The 22,855-nt window shown below is 59.4% G+C and carries 16 protein-coding genes, 1 tRNA gene and 3 pseudogenes; 12 read left to right on the top strand and 8 right to left on the bottom strand.

Annotation, left to right across the window (positions count from 1 at the left end; genetic code table 11):
- Both FHT71_RS04900 and FHT71_RS04895 read left to right on the top strand, forming a co-directional pair.
- A complete protein-coding gene (locus tag FHT71_RS04900) occupies positions 1-1,155 on the top strand; it encodes an amino acid ABC transporter permease (RefSeq protein ID WP_132590892.1) in 1,155 nt (384 codons plus the stop codon).
- 20 nt (positions 1,156-1,175) lie between these two features.
- A complete protein-coding gene (locus tag FHT71_RS04895; protein WP_007790325.1) occupies positions 1,176-1,949 on the top strand; it encodes an amino acid ABC transporter ATP-binding protein in 774 nt (257 codons plus the stop codon).
- Between the two features lie 157 nt (positions 1,950-2,106).
- On the opposite strand, the gene FHT71_RS04890 is transcribed toward FHT71_RS04895, so the two are convergent.
- A complete protein-coding gene (locus FHT71_RS04890) occupies positions 2,107-2,541 on the bottom strand; it encodes a hypothetical protein (RefSeq protein WP_007790324.1) in 435 nt (144 codons plus the stop codon).
- Between the two features lie 204 nt (positions 2,542-2,745).
- Here FHT71_RS04890 and FHT71_RS04885 point away from each other — a divergent pair.
- The 3 genes and pseudogenes from FHT71_RS04885 to FHT71_RS04875 all read left to right on the top strand — a co-directional run.
- Positions 2,746-3,038: pseudogene (locus FHT71_RS04885) on the top strand (SAM-dependent methyltransferase); the annotation flags it as partial.
- Positions 3,039-3,277: 239 nt separating this feature from the next.
- Positions 3,278-3,352 (top strand) — tRNA-Glu (locus FHT71_RS04880).
- A gap of 433 nt (positions 3,353-3,785) precedes the next feature.
- On the top strand, positions 3,786-5,030 hold the full coding sequence (locus FHT71_RS04875; protein ID WP_132590890.1) for a glycosyltransferase family A protein: 1,245 nt from the start codon (positions 3,786-3,788) through the stop codon (positions 5,028-5,030).
- Positions 5,031-5,124: 94 nt separating this feature from the next.
- Here FHT71_RS04875 and recJ read toward each other — a convergent pair whose 3' ends face one another.
- The 4 genes from recJ to FHT71_RS04855 all read right to left on the bottom strand — a co-directional run bounded on the left by recJ (position 5,125) and on the right by FHT71_RS04855 (position 10,354).
- Positions 5,125-6,927 (bottom strand): single-stranded-DNA-specific exonuclease RecJ, encoded by a 1,803-nt coding sequence (gene recJ, locus FHT71_RS04870; protein ID WP_183719167.1) that lies wholly within the window; start codon positions 6,925-6,927, stop codon positions 5,125-5,127.
- Between the two features lie 181 nt (positions 6,928-7,108).
- Positions 7,109-8,431 (bottom strand): homoserine dehydrogenase, encoded by a 1,323-nt coding sequence (locus FHT71_RS04865; RefSeq protein WP_132590888.1) that lies wholly within the window; start codon positions 8,429-8,431, stop codon positions 7,109-7,111.
- Positions 8,432-8,495: 64 nt separating this feature from the next.
- Positions 8,496-9,713, bottom strand: coding sequence for an LL-diaminopimelate aminotransferase (locus FHT71_RS04860; RefSeq protein ID WP_113573339.1), 1,218 nt, complete (start codon positions 9,711-9,713; stop codon positions 8,496-8,498).
- Between the two features lie 224 nt (positions 9,714-9,937).
- Positions 9,938-10,354, bottom strand: a complete 417-nt coding sequence (locus FHT71_RS04855; RefSeq protein WP_132590885.1) for a hypothetical protein — start codon at positions 10,352-10,354, stop codon at positions 9,938-9,940.
- Positions 10,355-10,508: 154 nt separating this feature from the next.
- Between FHT71_RS04855 and phaC the strand changes: the two genes are divergently transcribed.
- On the top strand, positions 10,509-12,347 hold the full coding sequence (phaC, locus tag FHT71_RS04850) for a class I poly(R)-hydroxyalkanoic acid synthase (RefSeq protein WP_132590883.1): 1,839 nt from the start codon (positions 10,509-10,511) through the stop codon (positions 12,345-12,347).
- Between the two features lie 25 nt (positions 12,348-12,372).
- Here phaC and FHT71_RS04845 read toward each other — a convergent pair whose 3' ends face one another.
- The gene (locus FHT71_RS04845; protein ID WP_132590881.1) at positions 12,373-13,395 is read right to left on the bottom strand and encodes a methyltransferase; all 1,023 of its coding nucleotides are present in this window, start codon (positions 13,393-13,395) and stop codon (positions 12,373-12,375) included.
- A gap of 312 nt (positions 13,396-13,707) precedes the next feature.
- Here FHT71_RS04845 and FHT71_RS04840 point away from each other — a divergent pair, with 312 nt between their 5' ends.
- Together FHT71_RS04840 and map are read left to right on the top strand one after the other, a co-directional pair.
- Entirely contained in the window at positions 13,708-15,039 is a 1,332-nt protein-coding gene (locus FHT71_RS04840; protein WP_132590879.1) for a DUF2778 domain-containing protein, read from the top strand.
- Positions 15,040-15,607: 568 nt separating this feature from the next.
- Positions 15,608-16,444, top strand: a complete 837-nt coding sequence (gene map, locus FHT71_RS04835) for a type I methionyl aminopeptidase (RefSeq protein ID WP_007797565.1) — start codon at positions 15,608-15,610, stop codon at positions 16,442-16,444.
- Between the two features lie 447 nt (positions 16,445-16,891).
- On the opposite strand, the pseudogene FHT71_RS04830 reads toward map, so the two are convergent.
- A pseudogene (locus tag FHT71_RS04830) lies at positions 16,892-17,510 on the bottom strand (LysR family substrate-binding domain-containing protein); the annotation flags it as partial.
- Between the two features lie 396 nt (positions 17,511-17,906).
- On the opposite strand from FHT71_RS04830, the pseudogene FHT71_RS04825 reads away from it, so the two are divergent.
- From FHT71_RS04825 to FHT71_RS04810, 4 genes and pseudogenes are all read left to right on the top strand, one after another.
- A pseudogene (locus FHT71_RS04825) lies at positions 17,907-18,081 on the top strand (JAB domain-containing protein); the annotation flags it as partial.
- A gap of 79 nt (positions 18,082-18,160) precedes the next feature.
- A complete protein-coding gene (locus FHT71_RS04820; RefSeq protein ID WP_132590877.1) occupies positions 18,161-18,748 on the top strand; it encodes a dual specificity protein phosphatase family protein in 588 nt (195 codons plus the stop codon).
- Positions 18,749-18,850: 102 nt separating this feature from the next.
- Positions 18,851-20,257 carry a Si-specific NAD(P)(+) transhydrogenase gene (gene sthA / locus FHT71_RS04815; RefSeq protein WP_007788947.1) on the top strand — a complete coding sequence of 469 codons (1,407 nt, stop codon included), beginning with the start codon at positions 18,851-18,853 and terminating at the stop codon, positions 20,255-20,257.
- A 181-nt stretch (positions 20,258-20,438) separates the two neighbouring features.
- Positions 20,439-22,229 carry a radical SAM protein gene (locus FHT71_RS04810; RefSeq protein ID WP_183719116.1) on the top strand — a complete coding sequence of 597 codons (1,791 nt, stop codon included), beginning with the start codon at positions 20,439-20,441 and terminating at the stop codon, positions 22,227-22,229.
- A 34-nt stretch (positions 22,230-22,263) separates the two neighbouring features.
- Here FHT71_RS04810 and FHT71_RS04805 read toward each other — a convergent pair whose 3' ends face one another.
- Positions 22,264-22,689 carry a nuclear transport factor 2 family protein gene (locus tag FHT71_RS04805; RefSeq protein ID WP_132590873.1) on the bottom strand — a complete coding sequence of 142 codons (426 nt, stop codon included), beginning with the start codon at positions 22,687-22,689 and terminating at the stop codon, positions 22,264-22,266.
- Positions 22,690-22,855: the final 166 nt, after the last annotated feature.

The raw sequence follows: 22,855 nt of genomic DNA, 5'->3' as shown, positions 1-22,855 counted from the left end.
ATGTCGGTATCCAGCCAATCCTTCGTCAGGACCGCCTTTATCGACCCGGCGCCAGCACCGCGCAGCGAAAGCGGCGCGTGGGCGTGGGTTCGCAAGAACCTGCTGGCAACGCCCAAGGACATTGTCCTGACCGTCATTGCTGTCACCTTCCTGGCGTGGGCGCTGCCGCATATGATCAACTGGCTGTTCATTCAGGCCGTGTGGAGCGGAACGGACCGCACGTTCTGCGCAACCGCCGTTCAGGGCGGCACTCAGCCCGACGGCTGGAGCGGCGCCTGCTGGGCATTCGTCAATGCAAAGCTCGACCAGTTCGTGTTCGGTCGATATCCCCTCGATGAGCGCTGGCGCCCGACAATCGTCGGGATCTTGTTCGTGCTGCTGCTCGCACCCATGCTGATCCCCAAGGCGCCGTTCAAGCGCCTCAACGCCATTCTGCTGTTTGCTGTCCTGCCGCTTCTTGCCTTCTGGCTGCTTTACGGCGGCTTCGGCCTCGAGATCGTCGACACGCCGCTCTGGGGCGGCCTGATGGTGACGCTGGTGCTGTCGTTCGTCGGCATTGCGGTGTCGCTGCCGTTCGGTATCATTCTGGCGCTCGGTCGACGCTCGAATATGCCTGTCATCAAGATGGTCTGCGTCGCCTTCATCGAAATCATTCGCGGCATCCCACTGATTACGGTGCTCTTCATGGCAAGCGTAATGCTGCCGCTCTTCTTGCCGGCCGGCTATACCATCGACAAGCTCTTGCGCGCGCTAATCGGTGTGGCGATCTTTGCCTCCGCTTATATGGCCGAGGTCATCCGCGGCGGCCTGCAGGCGATCCCGAAGGGCCAGTCCGAGGGTGCCGATTCGCTCGGGCTCGGCTACTGGCAGAAAATGCGGCTGGTCATCCTGCCGCAGGCGATCAAGCTGGTCATCCCCGGTATCGTCAACACCTTCATCGGCATGTTCAAGGACACCTCGCTGGTATCGATCATCGGCATGTTCGATCTGCTTGGCATTGTCCGGTTCAACTTTACCGACGCCAATTGGGCAAGCGCAGTGACGCCGTTGACCGGGCTGATTTTTGCTGGCTTCGTTTTTTGGCTGTTCTGCTTCGGCATGTCGCGCTATTCAGGCTTTATGGAACGCTATCTCGATACCGGCCACAAACGATAAAAGATCAAGGGAACGAACACATGGCTGAGGCTCAACCTAAGAAGATGACCGTTTCGGCAACCGACGTTGCCGTCGACATCATCGGCATGAACAAGTGGTACGGCGATTTTCACGTGCTACGCGACATCAATCTGAAGGTGATGCGCGGCGAGCGCATCGTCATTGCTGGCCCCTCCGGCTCCGGCAAGTCGACGATGATCCGTTGCATCAACCGTCTGGAGGAACACCAGAAGGGCCAGATCATCGTTGATGGCGTCGAACTCACCAACGACCTGAAGAAGATCGATGAAGTGCGCCGCGAAGTCGGCATGGTCTTCCAGCACTTCAACCTCTTCCCACATTTGACCATTCTGGAAAACTGCACGCTTGCACCGATCTGGGTGCGCAAGATGCCGAAGAAGCAGGCGGAAGAGATCGCCATGCACTTCCTGAAGCGCGTCAAGATCCCGGAGCAGGCCAACAAGTATCCGGGCCAGCTCTCTGGCGGTCAGCAGCAGCGTGTGGCGATCGCTCGTTCGCTCTGCATGAACCCGAAGATCATGCTTTTCGACGAGCCGACGTCGGCGCTCGACCCTGAGATGATCAAGGAAGTTCTGGAGACCATGGTCGGACTTGCTGAGGAAGGAATGACCATGCTCTGCGTGACTCACGAAATGGGCTTTGCGCGTCAGGTCGCCAACCGTGTTATCTTCATGGACCAGGGGCAGATCGTCGAGCAGAATTCGCCGGCAGAGTTCTTCGACAATCCGCAGCACGAGCGCACCAAGCTCTTCCTCAGCCAGATCTTGCACTAGGCCGATTTGGCGAGCGCCCAATTCAAGGCCGTCGGAGTTTCCGGCGGCCTTTTCGTTTCAGGGGCGTTTGTGGCGGTTCAGTTTGAGCACCAAGCACCGTATCCCGACAAGTAGAAGGCCCCGAAAACGGAGCCTTTCGAGATCAGGAATGGATCCATTAGCCCTTCAGCTTAGCGTTGCAGAGGCTGTAGAAGCCGCCGCCCTTCTGGATCCACTTCAGACCATTGAGCGTATTGGCGTCCTTGTTCTGGTGATAGGCGTCGACGCAGGTGTGCATCCGGCCCTTGCCGGGCGTTTCCTTCGCATACTTCGGTGCAATGGCTGTCGGGAACGAAACGCCCTTGGGCGCCGTCATTGTCGGCTTTGCCGGTTCTTCGCCGCTATTGAGCGTGACATCCGGCTCCGCGGTCGCATCCGGACCGCACTGCGCCTTGCGGAAATCATTCCACTTCATGTCCTTTGCAGAACCGTCAGCCTGGGCAGCCTTATACTTTGCGCTGCATTCCTTCATGCTCAGCGCCGAGGACGGCGTTGCGAACGCCAGCGCCCCGAGCAGGGAAACGGATGCAAGAATAGTCACATGCTTCATCATGATCTTTCCTCCACGCCTCTAGGGGCTAGCGAACTATCGATCTCGCCATTTTTCTTGTCAACGCGACAATTGGCGCAACCAGCGCGTTAATTTTGTTCAACGATCACGCTCGCCTTCTGCAGACGGAACAGTTTGCCCGCAATGCCACAGTGTTGTTTTCGCGGCAAATGCTGGCAGTGGTATGGTGCCGGCTGCACGACATGGGGGGATCCGGTCGGCGCCGGCAGGCACGTCAAGGAGTCACTCTCTGCGGACGGAACCTGGCTGGTCGTCGAACCCTTCTCGCATGACTGCCTGAAGGATAACCTCAATCCGGTCGGTCGCGTCTACTACGGTGCGTCGACGATGATCTGCACCCAGGCATCGCTCTCGCAGGAGGTTGAAATCGACGCACAGGCGAAACAAAGCTACGGAAAGTCGCCCTCGCTGCCGGCTTCAAGCATTTCCGCCGCGCCACGGAAACACCATTCAACATGGTCTTCGAGGTGCGCGCCTGAGGAAGTTGCGTCATTGACGACGCGTCTGACGCTGGCCGGTCGCGTCCACCGAAACTTTCCACAGGGCCGTCGACAGTTTGTGGAACAATTAATAATATAGCGATATCAAAGTGATAATCGCGACGCACGGAGCGCTTAAAGCTCGAAGCAAGGAAAAATTCGCGTCATGGTGATTTTTTCTTGTTTTGCCGCTTGCGGGATTCAAAGTGCCTGACTATAAGGGCGCCACCACGAAGGAAGCGCCCTTCGTCTATCGGTTAGGACACCAGATTTTCATTCTGGGAAGAGGGGTTCGACTCCCCTAGGGCGTGCCACTTTCTCAATAAAATCAGCATCATAGACAGTTCACTTTAGCGGCTAAGGCTGTCGATATAGCACGCTTAGTGGTCTCCTTCTCTATGGGAAGCCACTACCTCCTTGCGATTTCCTTTCGCACGGAGCATTGCCGGCTTCTCCTCCCGCAGCGGACATAAGCCTCGCTCCATCTCGGCCCCATAGATAGTCACATCAAGATCTTTGCCGGCAAGCGAGCCGCGCAGATATCGCCATCGCGGAGGCGATCTTGGTGAAAGTCATGATGCTCGCTGGGGAGCCATTCCCCTATCGAAGAAGCGGGGCGACGCTTTCTGTGTTGTCTGCGGGCGCAGCGCCTGGCTCTGAAATCACGATTCGCACGATTTTTTGGGCACCCTGCCCCTCGACCGCTGCCATGAAGGCGACAGGTCCCTGCCCCCGGAGACAATTCAAGTGAGCGGCATCAAACTCAGCATCTGCATCCCGACCTACAATCGAGAGGCCTATCTTCGCAACGCACTCGAGCATTGCGAAACCTATAGCTTCGACTTCCCGTACGAGATCGTAATCTCCGACAATGCCTCGACCGACAATACGGCGCAGGTCGTCGAAGAGTTTATCGCGAAGGGACTTGCGATCCGCTATCACCGCCGTGCCGTCAACGGTGGGCCATACAAGAATATCGCAAGCACCTTCCGCCACGCAGTGGGCGAGTATTCGATCTATCTCGCCGACGACGACTTCCTGATACCAGATGGCGTCAACGCGGCCGTCGCGTATCTTGATGCAAATTCGGACGTGTCCGCATGCCACGCCTCCTGGTATCTCTACGACGAGATCGCAGACCGCGACCTGACGACCTTCTATAAGGTCGACGAGGATATCAAGTTTGGCCGGCATGATTTTGTGGAGGTGTTTCAGTTCATCTTCGAGCGGCACATCTTCCCGGAAATCGCAATCTACAGATCGTCGGCACTCCGATCCGTCTGGGTCCCGCGCGATTTTTGCTTCTGTTTCTTTGCCTATCTCGCTCATGTGCTGGATCAAGGCGGAGTGGCCTTCCTCAAGCAGCCTTTCTATCGCTCTGTTGTCAACTCGAAGCTGGCGACCAACCGCTCGCAGGCCGGCAACGAAGAGGTCATGGTCGCCTGGGACAAGTATCGCGGCGGGCTTGAGTATTTCCTCTACATGGCCGCCAAGCGCGGAAAGCTCAACACGGGACCGGAATCGCGCGCGATCTTTGAGCAAATGTGTAAGGTCTTCACCCTCAACCGAATGGCGGTGGCGGTGCGCCTCTGGGCCGTTCGCAAGGATTTCATCAAGGCCTACGAACTCTACACGCGCATGGCGCTTGGCGGCATGGCGGATCACCCCGAGGTCGCAGCACTCCGAGAATCCTTCCCGATGCTGGTCGCCATGCAGACGCTGGCCTACCAGGTGAGTGCGACCGCAGGCGTTGACCGGCTCGTTCTCAGCGGAATGGCTGATCCGGCATTGATCACCGAACTCCTTCGCGACGTCGGTCTAGGACCAGAAATCGAAGTCACCGCAGATCTGGACGATAGCGCGTCGACGAAGGTCGAAAGCACGATGATCTTCGCGGCGGATATGGCTCGGCGCGAGAAATTCCTTGAGCTGGGCTACAAGCCCAACATGATCTTCATCGAAAGCGACTTGACGCAGCACATTCTCGTCTAAGGCTGCCGTCGCTGCGCCATAGAGTGGCGTTCACGCCAAGCATCGCCGCTGCTCAGGGCAGCGCCTGCACCATGGCCGCCAACGCCAGTCGGCCTCATCGCGCAGGAGCGGCGTCTTGAACGCGCAGCTGGATGCGTCGGGAGCCCTGATAGTGATCTGCGCCAAGCGAACCCGCAATGTGCAGGCTGGAGCCCCTTGAGTTCAGCAGCAGGTTGCCCAGTTGTGTATCGGCCGCCCGAAAGGCGATTCCGTCGAGACGGGCGCCGTCCATGGCTTCGAGCGTCACCTTCACATGCTTCTCGCCAACCAGGCGGGAATCGCGAAGGCGATGAGCGGGAACGGCAAAGAGCGGCTGAGAATGACCCGATCCGTAAGGGCCGGCCGTCTCGAGGCGATCGATCAGATCGATCGTTGCACCGCTGGCAGCAATCGCACCGTCGATCTTCAGCGTCTCGTTGGCAACGAGTGCGGCAATCGTCTTTTCGGCGCGTTCGTCAAAAAAACTGCGCAGCAGGCCTAGCTTGTCGCGCTCGACCGTGAGACCAGCAGCCATGGCGTGGCCGCCGCCCTTGACCAGCAAGCCTTCGTCCACCGCCGCGCGTACCATCTTGCCCATGTCAAAGCCGTTGATCGAGCGGCCCGAGCCGGTGCCCTTGCCGGATGGGTCGAAGGCAATCGCAAAGGCCGGGCGTTTGAACCGTTCCTTCAGACGGGCGGCAATCAGGCCGACGATGCCGGGGTGCCACTTTTCGTGCGCGGTGACGATGACCGAGGCACCCTCGCCGTCCCCGTATTCCGCCAGCGCCTCGGCCTCCGCCTCCTGAAGCATTGCCGCTTCCATCGCCTGTCTGTCGCGGTTGAGCTCATCCAATTGCTGGGCGATAGCCTCGGCCTCGCCCGTGTCGTCCAGTGTGAGCAGGCGGCTGCCGAGTGCGGCGTCGCCGATGCGCCCGCCCGCATTGATGCGCGGGCCGATCAGGAAGCCGAAGTGATAGGGCGTTGCCGGCCCGGCAAGGCCCGCCTTGCGGAACAGCGCGGACAGGCCGGCATTGCCCTGATGACGGGCGGCAATCAGCCCCTTGACGACATAGGCACGGTTCAGGCCCTTCAGCGGGACGACATCGCACACAGTCGCAAGCGCGACAATATCAAGCCACTGCAGCAGGTCGATCGACCGCACGCGTGGATCGCCAGCCTCCCGCAACAAGCGCAGCGTCGCAACGAGCACAAGAAATACGACGCCAGCTGCGCAGAGATGTCCCTGCCCGGAGAGATCGTCCTCGCGATTCGGATTGACCAGCGCATGGCAGGTCGGCAAGTCGTGTGTCACCTGGTGGTGATCAATCACCACAACGTCGATGTTGCGCCTGGCAGCTTCGGCCAGCGCATCATGGCTGGTCGATCCGCAATCGACGGTGACGATCAGTCGTGCACCGTTCTCGATCAGGTTCCCGAGCGCCGCGGGGTTCGGGCCGTATCCCTCGAAAATGCGGTCGGGAATATAGATATCGACCTTGACGCCAAAGTGCTTGAGAAAGCGAAACATGAGCGCCGATGAGGAAGCGCCGTCAACATCGTAGTCACCGAAAATCGCGACCTGCTGCTGGCTGCGGATCGCTTCGGCAAGCCGCTGGGCCGCCTTCTCGCAATCCGTCAAGGTATAGGGATCAGGCATCAGGCCACGAAGCGTCGGGTCGAGGAATTCCAATGCCTCATCGACAGTGACACCACGTCCGGCGAGAACGCGCGCAATAAGCTCCGGCAGCCCGTGCATCTGAGACATGGCGAGCGCCCGGTTCTGACCGGCTTGATCGAGGCGCGATATCCAACGGTTGTCCAAGACGGACTTCTCGACGCCCAGAAACGCGCGTTGCACCGGATCGGCCGGAATCTCCATATCGCCTGCTGCCTTCATCGCTTGTCACCACCCCGGGACCGGAGTGATATCGGCAGCTTTATGCGCCTTCGCGCGGTCGCACAACGGTTTTGGACGAGGCGGGCGACGTTTGCTGTGGACGCACGCAACAAGTCTGCTGCGGCGCCTTAGTTAAGGTCAATGTGGTCGGAGGGAACAGTTTTCAGTCTTCCTTGGGGCGCTCGATGCGGATCACCTGGGGCTCGCCGACATGATACCCCTCGCCCCTGATCGCAGCGACCGCCTTGCGAACGGAATCCTCGGTCGTCGCATGGGTGACCATGATGATCGTCTGATGATGCGACGGCGCCAGATGCTGCTTCGAGCGCTGAACGATCGACTCCAGCGAGATATGGTTTTCCGCCATGTGCGTGGCAACGCTTGCGAACACGCCGGTACGGTCGAGCACGGTCAGGCGAATGAAATATCCGCCCTCGTGGCTCTGCATTTGCGCCTTGCGGTAGGGCTCGAGCGATTTGGCGGGATGACCGAGAACGGGCACGCGCTGCGCGCCTGGGCGGCTTTTAGCGATATCGGCGATGTCGCCTAGTACCGACGAAGCCGTTGCATTGCCGCCGGCGCCGGGGCCGACCATCAGCAACTCCCCGAGAACATCGGACTCGATCGCAACGGCATTCGTCACGCCGTCGACCTGCGCAATAACGGAATCGACGGGCACCATCGTCGGATGCACGCGCTGTTCGATACCGGTATCCGTCCGCTGGGCAACGCCGAGCAGCTTGATGCGATAGCCGAGGTCGGCTGCCGCGTGGATATCCTCGATCGAGATATTGGTGATGCCTTCGAGATAGATGTCGTCGGCTGCGATCTGGTTTCCGAAGGCAAGCGTCGTGAGAATGGAAAGCTTGTGGGCCGTATCGTTGCCCTCGATGTCGAAGGCCGGATCGGCTTCGGCATAACCGAGACGCTGGGCCTCCTTCAGGCAGTCGGCAAAGGACAGGCCCTCCTTTTCCATCTTCGTCAGTATGTAATTGCAGGTGCCGTTCATGATCCCGTAGATGCGGGAAATCGTGTTGCCCGTCAGCGACTCGCGCAGCGCCTTGATGACGGGAATGCCGCCGGCAACCGCTGCTTCGAAGTTCAGCAGCGCGCCCTTCTCTTCCGCGATCGTCGCCAGTTCGACTCCGTGATAGGCAAGCAGCGCCTTGTTGGCAGTCACCACATGGAGACCGCGTTCGAGCGCCGCGCGCACCGAGCTGTTAGCGGAGCCGTTCACCCCACCCATGAGTTCGACGAAGACATCGATGTCGCCCTTCTCCGCCAGATCCTCCGGCCGATCGAACCATTCGATGCCGCCGACATCGATGCCGCGGTCCTTGGTCTTGTCGCGGGCAGAAACACCCGTAATCAGGATCGGGCGACCGCATGTTGCGGCCAGCTCGTTGCTGCGCTGCTGAATGATACGGACAAGCGAAGCACCAACGGTGCCCAAGCCCGCAATGCCGATTTTGAGGGCATCTGCCATGGATCGATCCTGAAATTTGTCATGAAAGGCAGCCGCCGGAGCGGCTGCCATTGAGGGGATTATATCAGCGATGTGCGTTGAGTGAGATGACGTTGTGCATCGTCTCGTCTGCCGTCGACATGAACTTCTTGATGTTGCGGGCCGCCTGGCGGATCCGATGCTCGTTCTCGACAAGCGCCAGACGCACGTAGTCGTCGCCCATTTCGCCGAAACCGATGCCGGGCGCTACCGCCACATCGGCCTTCTCGACGAGCAGCTTGGAGAACTCCAGCGAACCAAGATGACGGAACTTTTCCGGGATCTTGGCCCAGGCAAACATCGTCGCCGCCGGTGGCGGCACCTCGAAGCCAGCCTTGCCAAAGGTATCCACCATGACGTCGCGGCGGCGCTTGTAGACGTTGCGGACTTCCGCGATGTCCGAGCCGTCGCCGTTCAGCGCGTGTGTTGCCGCTACCTGGATCGGTGTGAACGCACCGTAATCGAGGTAGGACTTAACGCGTGTCAAGGCCGCGATCAGGCGCTCGTTGCCGACGGCAAAGCCCATGCGCCAGCCGGGCATCGAGAAGGTCTTCGACATCGAGGTGAATTCAACCGTCACATCCATCGCGCCCGGCACTTCCAGGACCGACGGAGGCGGCTCGCCATCGAAATAGATTTCAGAGTAGGCAAGGTCGGAAAGCACGATGATGTCATGCTTCTTGGCGAAGGCGATGACGTCTTTATAGAAGTCCAGGGTCGCCACATAGGCCGTCGGATTGGACGGATAGTTGAGGATCAGCGCCAGCGGCTTCGGAATCGAATGACGAACGGCCCGTTCCAGCGGCGGGAAGAAGCTCTCGTCCGGTTCGACCGACATCGACCGAATGACACCGCCGGCCATCAGGAAGCCGAAGGCGTGGATCGGATAGGTCGGGTTCGGGCAGAGGATCACGTCGCCGGGCGCTGTGATGGCTTGCGCCATATTGGCGAAGCCTTCCTTGGAGCCCAGCGTGGCTACGACCTGGGTGTCCGGGTTGAGCTTCACGCCGAAGCGGCGGGCGTAATAGGCAGCCTGGGCCCGGCGCAGACCCGGAATGCCCTTGGACGACGAATAGCGATGCGTGCGCGGATCCTGGACGACTTCGCAGAGCTTGTCGACAATCGCCTTCGGGGTCGGAAGGTCAGGGTTTCCCATGCCGAGATCGATGATATCGGCCCCGCCCGCTCGCGCGCTCGCTTTCAAACGGTTGACCTGTTCGAAAACGTAAGGCGGCAAACGCCGGACTTTGTGAAACTCTTCCATTTCTTTCCCCACGGAAATGCGGCCACCACGACCGCGCTCGAAGTTCGTCCTAATTCCCGGCTGTTCGCGATACGAACTTCAGAATCGCCAACGCCGTATTCATCAGACTTGCGTCGCAAGGCATTTCTTTGACGGAAAGCCGCGCAGGCCGCGCATTATCGGGAAAAATTCATCTTCCGCCACTGCTGGAAGGCTTTGCTTCCAAATCGCAGCGAAGGCAAGGCCTAATTGGCGATTTCGGAGAGCGTTTGCGCACCGTGTTCGGCGGCAAGCTTGCGGTATTCAGCGACGCGACGCTGATACTCGGCTTCCGAGATCGTCCCCGCCTTGCGTTGGGCGCCGAGCGCCGTCAGCTTCTTCTGAAGCCCGCCGGCCTCATCGTCACCCATCTGAACGTTTGCGGCTGTCAACGGCGCACCGAATCCCGGGTAGCCGTCCTTGTAGTGCGACAGGCCGCTTTCGGTCGGCACCTCGCCCTTTGTTGCGTTCATGACAACGGGCGTCGGCGCCGCTTGCCTGGCCGCGAAGGCGGCCTTCTCCTCGGGCGTTTGCATGCATCCGGCAAGCGTCATGGCCGCGGCGGCGCCAATGAGCGCGATGCAGGTCACGTTTGCGATGGTGCGAATGCCGTTTTTCGTCATGTGCCAGAGGTCCCAAATCCTGAGGTGCTTCGACTGTTAAATTCGTCGCCGCCACAAAGCAATAGCACGAGCGAGCATCAGCGGAACTTGTTTTATCGATCTTTCCAGATGTACAACTCGATTTACAGGAACATGCTGCCGCCGGAGGAGACGCGTGACCGACAACAAGAAGGACAACGGCGACAAGGCAAAGGGCCCGGGCTTCGATGCAAAGGACCTGGATCCATACCTGTTGAAAGATCCAGAGGCCATGGCGATCAATTTCGCCCGTGCGCTCGAGAATCTCGGCAAAGCGGCGACAGCCTGGCTCGCACCACGCGAACGTGGCAAGATCGCAGAAAATGCGGCAGAGCCGGTGACCGACATGGTCAAGACGCTCTCCAAGGTCACCGAGTACTGGATCTCCGATCCGCGCCGTACCTTCGAGGCGCAGACGCAGCTGATGAGCAGTTACTTCGGCATCTGGATGCGCTCGATGCAGCGCATGCAGGGCGAAACGCCGACGCCGGAACCGGATCGCAAGGACAAGCGCTTTGCCGATGAGGACTGGCAGAAGAATCCATTCTTCGAATTTCTGAAGCAGGTTTACCTGATCACCGCCGATTGGGCCGAGAAGATCGTGGCCGACACCGAGGGCCTCGACGAGCACACAAAGCACAAGGCCGGCTTTTATGTGAAACAGATTACGGCCGCACTCTCGCCGACTAATTTCGTCGCCACCAACCCGCAGCTCTACCGCGAAACGATCGCGACCAGCGGCGAAAACCTGGTGCGCGGCATGAAGATGCTTGCCGAGGACATCGTCTCAGGCCATGGCGACTTGAAGCTTCGCCAGACTGACATGACCAAATTCGCTGTCGGTCGCGACATGGCGCTGACCGCGGGCAAGGTGATCGCGCAGAATGAGATCTGCCAGATCATCCAGTACGAGCCGTCCACAGAGACGGTCTTGAAGCGCCCTCTCCTCATCTGCCCGCCGTGGATCAACAAATTCTATATCCTCGACCTCAACCCGCAGAAATCATTCATCAAATGGTGCGTCGACCAGGGACAGACCGTTTTCGTGATTTCCTGGGTTAATCCGGACGCGCGCCATGCACAAAAGGATTGGGCCGCCTATGCTCGCGAAGGCATCGACTTTGCCCTCGATACAATCGAGAAAGCGACGGGCGAGAAGGAAGCAAACGCCGTTGGTTACTGCGTGGGCGGCACACTGCTTGCCGCAACGCTGGCGCTGCACGCCAAGGAGAAGAACAAGCGGATCAAGACGGCCACCCTCTTCACGACGCAGGTGGACTTCACTTATGCCGGCGATCTCAAGGTCTTTGTCGACGAGGAGCAGCTTGGGCGGCTTGAGGCCCATATGGATGAGATCGGCTATCTCGACGGGTCGAAGATGGCGACCGCCTTCAACATGCTGCGGGCCTCTGAACTGATCTGGCCTTATTTCGTCAACAACTACCTGAAGGGCCAGGATCCGATGCCCTTCGACCTGCTCTTCTGGAACGCCGACTCCACCCGCATGGCGGCGGCGAACCACGCCTTCTACCTCCGCAATTGCTACCTCAGGAACGCATTGACTGCGAACGAGATGATCCTCGACGGTCAAAAGCTGTCCCTGAAGGACGTCAAGATTCCAATCTACAATCTCGCAACCCGCGAAGATCATATCGCGCCGGCCAAGTCGGTGTTTCTCGGCAGCCAGTTCTTCGGCGGCAAGGTCGATTTCGTGCTGGCGGGCTCCGGCCACATCGCTGGCGTCGTCAACCCACCGGACAAGAAGAAGTATCAATACTGGACCGGCGGCACCGCAAAAGGCGAATACGAGACGTGGTTGACAGAGGCAGCCGAGAATGCCGGCTCGTGGTGGCCACACTGGCAGGCCTGGATCGAGGCGAAGGACGGCAAGCGCGTGCCCGCCCGCAAGCCGGGCGGCGCTGCGCTCAACGCCATCGAAGAGGCGCCAGGAAGCTATGTCATGGAACGAGCCTGAGGTTCGCTAAAAACGCGGCGGCTCTCTACTCCAGGAAGATCAGGCTGGCCGGTGATGGCGGCAGCGGCTTCGTCGCGACGACACGAAAACCGGCCGATTTGGCCATCTCGGCAAGCTCCCGCTCTGTGTAGGCGTCTCCGTTCGGCGTCGTCGCCAGCATAACCATAGCGAAGGCAGCCGGAAACGCCGGCGACACGCGGTCCTCGTTCGGAACGAACTCGACAATCGCCACGCGGCCTCCGGGCACCAGGCTTGCTCGTGCCTTCTTCAATAGCGTGACGCAGCCATCGACGTCGAAGTGATGGAGGAAGTTCGGCAGCAGGATGAGATCATAGCCGCTGCCCCAATCGACCTCGAAAGCGCTGCCGGGCTGGAAGGTGAAGCGCGCGGCTACCCCCGCATTCGTCGCATTTTCCTCAGTCACCGCAAGAACCGGCTTCCAATCGAGAGCTACCACGCTGGCCGATGGCGCCACCTTGGCGATCTCGATCCCGAAAGCGCCGGGACCGGCGGCAATGTCCAGCACCTTGTTTAGAGGCTTTGACCATGTCGCAACCTCAGACGCCACGGCCTTCGCGCTTGCGCCAGTGAACGCGCCCATGGCTCGCGCAAACTTGACCCATACAGGATTGTCTGGCGCAACGTTTGCCAAGCCGACGGAGCCGCCGTTGCGAACGTAGGCAGCCGGGTCATCCAGGAACAACGACACCATTTGCGGCGAAGCAAGGAAATCGATCGCAGCCCCCATATAGGCGGGTGAATGTCGATCGAGAAAGACCTGACTGGACGGCGTCAGCGCGTAGTTTTCGCCACTCTTCGTCAGGAATTCTGAGATCACCAGAAAATCGCAGAGAATGCGAACGCCGCGCTCGGCGCAACCCAAATCGGACGCAAGCGCCTGTGCCGTACGGCTTTTTCCACCAAATTTCGTGAAAAGGTCGAATTCGATCGCCGCCTTCATCGCAGCCGTTTTCCGGAATGCGAACATCGTATCGACCAATAAGGCCGGCGAGATTTCCTCATGAGCCACTGGATGTGTCGAAGACATTGGCTTTCCTCCCAACCTGGAACTCCACGACGGGAGGCATTCATAGCAGAATCCGCTTTCTTCGACACCTCATGACAAAGGAGGAGGCGTGCCCACGGTCGTGAAATGCCCGAAACTGCACCCGTTCAAATTCGAACGGCTTGACCGCTCACGTAAAGACTTTGGTTACCATAATTCGTCATGCTCTCAGCTGACTGGATATATTAGCTAAGCCGCAATTTGGCCCTGATGCTCCTATACCGGCCCCGGCGAAGAAAATTATCAATCTGTCAGTACCGCCGGCCTAGTAACGAGTTGTGAAAGACGAGTGTTATGCCGTTTGCGGTCGATGTGTTTGCCAATACCAGGCCCATAGGTACGTCTATTTCTCGCTTCGGTCGCCCTTTCCGTTTTCTCTCAGGTGCAGCTCTTATCGGCGCGGGGTTTGCCGCTTCGGCGTGGGTCGTCGCTACAGTCGCGACCATGCATATGGTCACGCCGGCTCCGCATCCGAGCGCAGGTCCGCTTGCCGACGTCGCGCTTGCCCCTGCAGTTATAGCCAAAACCGAGCCCACGCAGCGCCTCGTTCACGTCAAGAAATTCTCGCGGTTGCGCATGAGCACGGAGAGCGAGCTGGCGCTGGTAAGGGGTGCTCACGTGGCCGCCCCCTCCGCTGCACTGGCAGCAGCATTCGTCGGGCAGTCCGAACCTCTTACTCTTTCTGAAGGCTCTCCGAACAAGCAGCCGGCAATGGTTGTTGCAGCGACAACGCCTGCCCAGCCAGCCCGCGCGATCAAAGACGACACCGTGGCGGCGACACCGGTCGCTGTTGCCTCGGCTGATCGCATTATCGTCCCGTCGAAAGATGAGGTTGCGGCTGCCGAAGGACCCGCCCTGCTGGCACTCGCCGCAAGACCCGCAGCCGTCATTAAGGGACAGGTGCCGCCGGCCGCGGCTAAGCCAGGTCCGGTCGAGGTTGCAAGTCTTGCACCTGCCGCACCGACCGAGCCGTCGGCTCTGGCCATGACCCAGCCGTTCGATCTCGTGCTGAGCGGCAGCGACACCTCTATCCCTTTGCCGATGGCCCGGCCCGATGGCTTGAAGCGGGCGACGCCCAACGATCGCATCGCTCCGGCAGAACCCGTGCTGGCCTATGCCCGACCGGATGCCGGCGCTTCCGATGATGACGAAGACGCAATGCCGACCGTGAAGAAGGGGCTGTCTGCCCCCATCGCCCGCAACGGTGTCGCGGTCTACGACATTTCCGCCAACATGGTCTACCTTCCAAACGGTGAACGACTGGAGGCCCATTCCGGCCTCGGCAAGATGCGTGACAACCCGCGTTACGTGCATGCCAAGAACCGCGGACCGACCCCGCCGCATACCTACAATCTGACAATACGAGAAAGCCTGTTCCACGGCGTCGAGGCCATCCGCCTGCACCCTGTCGGTGGCGCAGGCGCAATCTACAACCGCGATGGCCTACTCGCGCACACCTACATGCTGGGAGCCCGCGGCGACTCCAACGGCTGCGTATCGCTCAAGGATTACAAGCGCTTCCTCGCCGCCTTCAAACGTGGCCAGATCCGTCAGCTGGTTGTGGTCACGAGCATGCCGAACAAGCCGACGTCCACCTTCGCTTCGTTGTTCTCGTCGCGTTCTTAACCAGTTGCGTTCTTAAAAAACGACGCGCTCGATTTCCCCATAGCGAGCGGCTATGCCATCCTTCCCCCGTCCCATCTTCGGATACATCGCAAGGCGTTGCGGCGAGGCGGGACCGGCGCCGGGTGCGGAAGAAGGACGTAAGCTTTCGCAGTCGGGTCGCAGAAAATGGTCTCCCTCCGGGATGGCGGCGCGGCGCCAATGCTGTGTTGAGTTTCGCTCCGGACGTGCCTGTAGGGCACACAAGGCCATCAGCGGCGCGCAAGCGTCGGCCGGCGGATGCAGGGGGACCGGAGTTGCGGGCACAAACCGCCGAACGGGGCGCTGGGAAGTGCCATAGTTTTTTTCTCCAGCGAAGCAATTTCCAGTGCCTCGTCCGAGTAGCACGCAGGATCAAGCCACGGGGCCGCAGGGATCGCGTGAAGGCGAAGGCGTGTGGGGCCACAGAAAAGCTGCCAGCGCCGGTTCAACGCGACCACTAAGCCAGAAATGACATTCCACCCATTGATCGCGATGGACGAACCCGGCATAGCTGCATTATGTACCAGAATGACAATCCTAAGGGCCTGCAATGGTGAACTATATCGAAGCCTCGTCCGCGCCATCGAAGAACACGGGCGCAATCAGGCTCTACGGTCCTGAAGCTTTCGAGGGAATGCGGAAGGCTTGCCAGCTGACCGCACGTTGCCTCGACGAGCTCGCCGCTGTCGTGAGGCCGGGCCTGCCGACCGATGCAATCGATCGCTTCGTTTTCGAGTTCGGCATGGACAACGGCGCGATTCCGGCGACCCTCAACTATCGCGGATACACGAAATCGACCTGTACCTCGATCAACCATGTCGTCTGCCATGGTATTCCGGATGCAAAGCCGTTGCGCGAGGGAGATATCGTCAACATCGACGTGACCTACGTGGTCGATGGCTGGCACGGCGATTCAAGCCGCATGTATCCGGTCGGCACGATCAAGCGCGCAGCGGAGCGGCTGCTTGAGGTGACCTACGAATCCCTTCTGCGTGGCATATCAGCTGTTCGGCCAGGTGCCCGCACAGGCGCGATCGGAGAAGCCATTCAGACCTATGCCGAAGCCGAGCGCTGTTCGGTTGTGCGCGACTTCTGCGGTCATGGCGTCGGTGCGCTGTTCCACGACTCCCCGAATATCCTGCACTATGGTCGCGCGAGCGAAGGGCCGGAACTACGCGAAGGCATGATCTTCACCATTGAGCCGATGATCAACCTTGGTCGGCCGCATGTAAAAGTGCTGGCGGACGGCTGGACTGCCGTTACGCGCGACCGCTCGCTTTCAGCGCAATACGAACATACGGTCGGCGTCACTTCCGATGGCTGCGAGATATTCACACTTTCCCCCGGTGGTCTCGACCGACCCGGCCTTCCGCCCTTGAACCGATGAGCGCTTGATGACGCTTCTGGGATGCTGGGGGCTGTTTAAGGGGTAGCGCACGGCTTCCAGTCCCCGGATACCACTCCGGCCTCTCCCCCTTTCGATCCCAGTTGCGAAGCAGGAGAACCTTGCCGATGGCGAAGGCGCGGAACCGGCGGGCTCGTCCTCGTCCTCAAGCCAATGCCGAAGCGCGTTACCGCGGGAGATCTTCAAGCACGACTTCGCCGACGTCATCCAGCAGGGCTTTTAAGAGGTCGCGACCATCGCGACCTGCTACGGCGGTCCGCAAGCCGGGCTGCAAGCGCTGGACCGCACCCGATAGGGCCGCAACAAAAGTGGAGGACGGCAAAGCCATTGCGGGGCAGCGCGGGCCCGGCAGGACCTCAAAGCCGGGCAGGACGCGAGGCACGGGCGACGGGCGGCGGAACAGTGAGGGTTAGCCGAACACGGCGGCCCTCACCGCCCTGCCCTCGCCAACGACCGGGCGATATCGACAATGTCGTCGCGCGAGGCGGTTGGGTCCTCCCGGTTCCAGGCAACCCCCAGCCCGATCCTAAAGTTGATCCCCTTCACCTTCTTCAGCTCAAAGGCGCGGTTCGCAAGCTCCAGCGTCCATTCCGGGACAAAGCCGATGCCAAGCCCGGCCGAAACGAGCGACACCAACGAATAGGTGTCGTCACAGGTATAGGCGATGTTCTTCGTCAGATCGTATGCCTCGAACTTCTCATTGAAGCAGCGTTCGGTAAACGACAGGTTCTGCCGGGAAAAGGCGATGATCTTCTGATCGCTGAGATCGTCGATGCTGATCTCGTCGCGCTCTGCCAGCGGATTGCAATGGCCAACCGCCAGATAGTAGCGTTCATGGGCAATCAAGAAGAAGCGCAAGGCGCCGATGTTTTCCACCGGCCGGATAAAGCCGAGATTGATCTGGCCGCTCTCCAGGGATGATGTCGCCGGTGTTGGCCGCGGCGATGTGGATCTTCACGTCGGGGAACTTGCGGGCGATCTTCGACAGGAACGTCGGCAGCATGCCCATGGTGGCGGGATAGACGGTGCCGATCTTAATCTGGCGGATGCGACTGCCGCCAGCGGCCACCGGCCACTATGGCGTCCAAGGCAGAGACCTCCCTTGCAGCCTGCGGCTTCAATGGCTTGCCGAACGCCGTCTGCTTGCTGAGCGGGTTTCCGGCGGACAAACATGGGTCCTATCCATATTTGTTTATCCGCCTTCAATGTCCATGACGACTATATCGCCTGACCTGAGGGTCGGAACGAGGACTGCTCGGCATAGGCCCGGAATGCCACGCCCTTATCGCCCCGTCGAGTAGGCGGTCGTGCCGTAAAACACGCATTTCCGGAAGCGGGAAGGATCAGACGGAATATGGCGGGATGGTCAAAGAACGTCATGTATTTCAGACACCCCCAAGCTCGTCCGCTGACATGGATACTACACTGAAAAACAAGGCCTTTTTCTTCCTCGATATTGATCCACAACCATCCCTCAGGCGATCCGACGCCATCGCCCCGATATCGACATGACGAAGATGATCGTCGATACGGCAAAGCCGCTCGGCATCACCGTTCATGATCACATCAGCATCGGCAAGGACGGTCACGCGAGCCTCAAGGGGCTGCGTCTGACATAGGAGCCGAATCCGCTTCAGGTGTCCGTCAGGTTTGGGTGGCAAAGCGACAAAGCTACAACCATCCTGCTTCGAGACCTTCATGACGACGACGATCGCTTCTCGCCAATTTCCTCGCTCCAGGAAAGCAGCGCTGTCCTTTATTGCCCTGCTCTTTCTCATCGTTGGCAGCTATGCTCTCTATTTGAAAGCCACGAACAACTTCCACACCGTCGTCGCCGGCGAAGTCTACCGTTCGTCGCAACCATCCCCGCAAGCTATTACCGACTTCTCGAAGCGTTACGGGATAAGGACGATCATCAATCTGCGCGGCGGGACCAACAGCCGAGCATGGAACGCCGAAGTCGAACAAGCGAAGATACTTGGTATCGAGCACATCGATTTCCCGATGTCGGCTTACAAGGAACTTTCTCCGGAGCGAGCGAAGGAATTGATCCAAGTCATGAAGGACGCTCCGAAGCCGCTGCTGATCCATTGCCTCTCTGGTGCCGACCGCACCGGGCTCGCATCGGCCCTCTATCTGGCCGCTGTCAGCAAGACGAACGAGAAGGTGGCAGAAGGGCAGATGTCCATTTTTTACGGCCACATCGCGCTGTCGATCAGCCGCGCCTTTGCCATGGACCGCACCTTCGAGAAGCTGGAACCCCTACTTGGCTTCCATGAGTCCTGATATTCGCTCATAAAATATTCGGCAACATTGACCTGCTACCGGTGGACGCGCGACATATTGCGTCGCAAAAATGATTCCAGCTTTCCAATCGGGGCCAGCTCAATGTTCCAGTACGATCTCGTTGTTGTGGGTAGCGGCCCGGCAGGCCGCCGCGGCGCAATCCAGGCCGCCAAGCTTGGCAAGAAGGTTCTGGTCATCGAACAAGGCAAGCGCGTTGGCGGTGTTTCGGTGCATACCGGCACCATCCCCTCGAAGACACTGCGCGAAACGGCGCTCAATCTCTCCGGCTGGCGCGAGCGCGGCTTCTACGGCCGATCCTATCGCGTGAAGGAAGAGATCAGCGCCGATGACCTTCGGCGCCGCCTGCTGATCACCCTTGACCACGAAGTCGAGGTGCTGGAGCACCAGTTCGCCCGAAACCGGGTACAGCACATCAGAGGCAAGGCAAGCTTTGTCGACCCGTCGACGCTCGAAGTCGTCAAGGACGACGGCGAAGTCCTCAAGGTCACAGGGGCCAGCATTCTGCTTGCCGTCGGCACGAAGCCCTTCCGCCCTGACTACATCCCATTCGACAACAAGACGGTGCTCGACAGTGACGAACTGCTCGACATCGCGGAGCTCCCGCGCTCAATGGCTGTGATCGGCGCGGGCGTCATTGGTATCGAGTATGCGACGATCTTCAGTGCGCTTGATACCGCAGTGACCGTCGTCGATCCGAAACCGACGATGCTCGATTTCATCGACAGGGAAATCGTCGAAGACTTCACCTATCAGCTGCGCGATCGCAACATGAAGATCTTGCTCGGTACCAAAGCCGACAACGTGACGCGCCTGGACAACGGTAAGGTTGAGCTGAAGCTCGACAATGGCCGCCACCTGGTGACCGACATGGTTCTGTTCGCCGCCGGACGTATGGGCGCGACCGACACCCTCAATCTGGAAGCAGCGGGGCTCGAAGCCGATAGCCGCGGCCGCCTCAAGGTCAATCCGGAAACCTTCCAGACCTCCGTGCCCAATATCTATGCCGCAGGCGACGTAGTCGGCTTTCCGAGCCTCGCGTCCACCTCGATGGAACAGGGCCGCATTGCAGCGCGTGTTGCCATCGGTGCGGTCGCCAAAGAGCCACCGAAGTACTTTCCCTACGGTATCTATGCCGTGCCGGAGATTTCCACCTGCGGCCTGACCGAGGAGGAAATGAAGGAGCGCGGCATTCCCTATGAGTGCGGCATCGCGCGTTTCCGCGAGACCTCGCGCGGACACATCATGGGCCTCGACACCGGGCTTCTTAAGCTCATCTTTTCGCTGAAGACGCGCCGGCTGCTTGGCGTTCATATCGTCGGTGAAGGGGCGACAGAACTGGTCCACATCGGCCAGGCCGTGCTGAACCTCAAGGGAACGGTCGAGTACTTCGTCGAAAACACGTTCAACTATCCGACACTCGCCGAGGCCTACAAGATCGCCGGCCTTGATGCGTGGAACCGGATGGGCGACATCAAGTCGGAGCTTTGATCCCCTAGCCAGGCCGCACGCTTTGACAATTTACTAAACGAAAACAAAAAGCTGATATCCGACCAAAATCCGTTCGATCTGACTTATTTGTGTCGAATAGCACCGGTAAAACCTTCGCTTGTATAATCCGCCGTGTCTGGTAGCGTCCATTTTCGGGGATTCCTCTTACCAGCGAGTGACCGTGCAAGATCTGTCGAAGACCGCCGAACGGAATTTCCAGCTCATCCTCATCAAGCCGTCGCACTACGACGATGACGGCTATGTGATCCGCTGGTGGCGGGCAATGATCCCGTCCAATTCCTTGGCCGCAATCTATGGAATCGCCTCCGACTGCGCAGAACGCAAGGTATTGGGCCCAGAGGTCGGGATCGAGATCACCGTCATCGACGAGACGAACACGCGGGTCAACATCCCGGCCCTGCTCAAACAACTTGCGCAGCATGACAATTTCGGGATGGTCGCCTTGGTTGGCGTTCAGTCGAACCAGTATCCGCGGGCACTGGATATCGCGCGCCCCTTCCGCAAGGCTGGTGTTCCGGTTTCGATGGGCGGCTTTCACGTGTCAGGGTGCCTCGCCATGCTCGACGGCAAGGCGGTTGGCCTCGAAGCATGTCGTGAGATGGGTATCTCGATGTTTGCCGGCGAGGCCGAAGGCCGGTTGGACCGCGTCCTGCAGGATGCCGCCAGCGGCAAGCTTGAGCCACTCTACAATTTCATGAACGACCTGCCGAGCATCGAAGGTGCGGCGGTCCCGTTCCTGCCGAAAGCCAATGTGGCCCAGACGCTTGGCCTCAGCACGAGCTTCGACGCTGGCCGCGGCTGCCCTTATCAATGCTCCTTCTGCACCATCATCAACGTCCAGGGGCGCAAGTCGCGATTCCGATCGGCCGATGATGTCGAAAAACTGGTGCGGATGAACTGGGCGCAAGGCATCCATAAGTTCTTCATCACCGACGACAACTTCGCTCGCAACAGGGATTGGGAGGCGATTTTCGATCGATTGATCGAACTCAGGGAGAAGGACGGAATTCCACTTGGATTAATGATCCAGGTCGATACGCTCTGCCACAAGATCCCGAACTTCATCGAAAAATCAAAGCGCGCCGGCGTCACACGCGTCTTCATCGGGCTTGAGAATGTAAACCCCGACAATCTGACGGCGGCCAAAAAGAACCAGAACAAGATCACCGAATACCGGAAGATGCTGCTTGCCTGGAAAGCCCAAGGCATCATGACGCTTGCCGGCTACATTCTCGGCTTTCCTGCGGACACGCCAGAGACGATCCGGCGCGACATCGCCATCATCCAGCACGAATTGCCTTTGGACGTCATCGAGTTCTTCGTGCTGACGCCACTTCCAGGCTCGGAAGATCACCAGACATTGTGGAAGAAAGGCGTCGAGATGGACGCCGATCTCAACATCTACGACGTCGAGCATGTCTGCACCGCGCATCCGAAGATGAGCAAGCAGGAATGGGAAAGCATCTATCAGGAGGCATGGTCGCTCTACTATTCGCCAGCCCATATGAAGACGCTGCTGCGCCGGGCGGTTGCGACGGGCGTGCCGCTCGCCAGCCTCGTCAAGATGCTCGTGTCGTTCGCGACGACGGTGCCGCTGGAGAACGTTCATCCACTCCAGAGCGGCCTGTTGAGGCTTAAGCACCCCTCCGAACGCCGCCCGGATCTTCCCAAGGAAAGCGCCGTGACGTTCTGGCCGCGTTTCATCTGGGAAACCATCAGCAAACACCTTTCATTGGGCGCCACCATTGCCAGCCTCGCAACCAGCGCCTTCTTCATCGCACGCGACAAGAAAACGAAGAACTACATGGATCAGGCGCTGACACCGGTCGGTGACCACGAGGATGAAACGCTCGAACTCTTCACCAAGACAGCGGGGGGACTAGCCGCGGTCTCTCACATCCACAAGGTTGCGGAACTGACCCACGCACACAAGGTTCGGCCCGCCGTCTGACCAGAAGCACGGCGTTTGATAGGATAATCGGCAGCTATCTCTGGGCCGCCGAGATCGTCGCGATGTTTAATAGTGATGCGGCTTGAAGCGTGTCGATGAACTCCACGCATTCAATCACCTTGCCGTTGTCGAAGGTCATCTTGTCCATGACCTCTGTGTCGAAGTGCGTTGTGCCGTGACGCATCTGGCCGCTGCGATGCACAAGTGCCACGTCGCCCTCAACATGAATGTCGACAATCTCAAGGGCTTTCATCTCCCAGGTATCGATGAAGTGCCGCATCGTCGCGCGAAGCGCCGCGCTGCCAACAACCGGGTCGGTAAGCGGCGCCAAGTGGCGGCTCCCGGCGATGCGGAAGACGCAGCTGTCACCGAGAAATGACATGAGCCGCTCAAGGTCGCCCTCAGCCCTCGCCTTGAAAATCTGCCTTACGATTCCTTTCAACTCAGAGGCTGATGTCATCGCAAACCCTCCCCGACAGGCACCGCCCAGATTGCATCAGGTCAATCTAAGATTCAACTGGTGGTGCGCAATCGGCGTTGCTGCCCGTTCGCAACGGTGACCACGGCCCTAGAAACAAAAAAGCCCCGCACAAGGCGCGGGGCTTTCTGTAAATCGAACTGGCCGA

This window comes from Rhizobium sp. BK060 (assembly GCF_014193145.1).
Taxonomy (GTDB): Bacteria; Pseudomonadota; Alphaproteobacteria; order Rhizobiales; family Rhizobiaceae; genus Rhizobium.
Note: the sequence above shows the minus strand (reverse complement) of the source record. Positions and strands in the feature narration are given on the sequence as shown.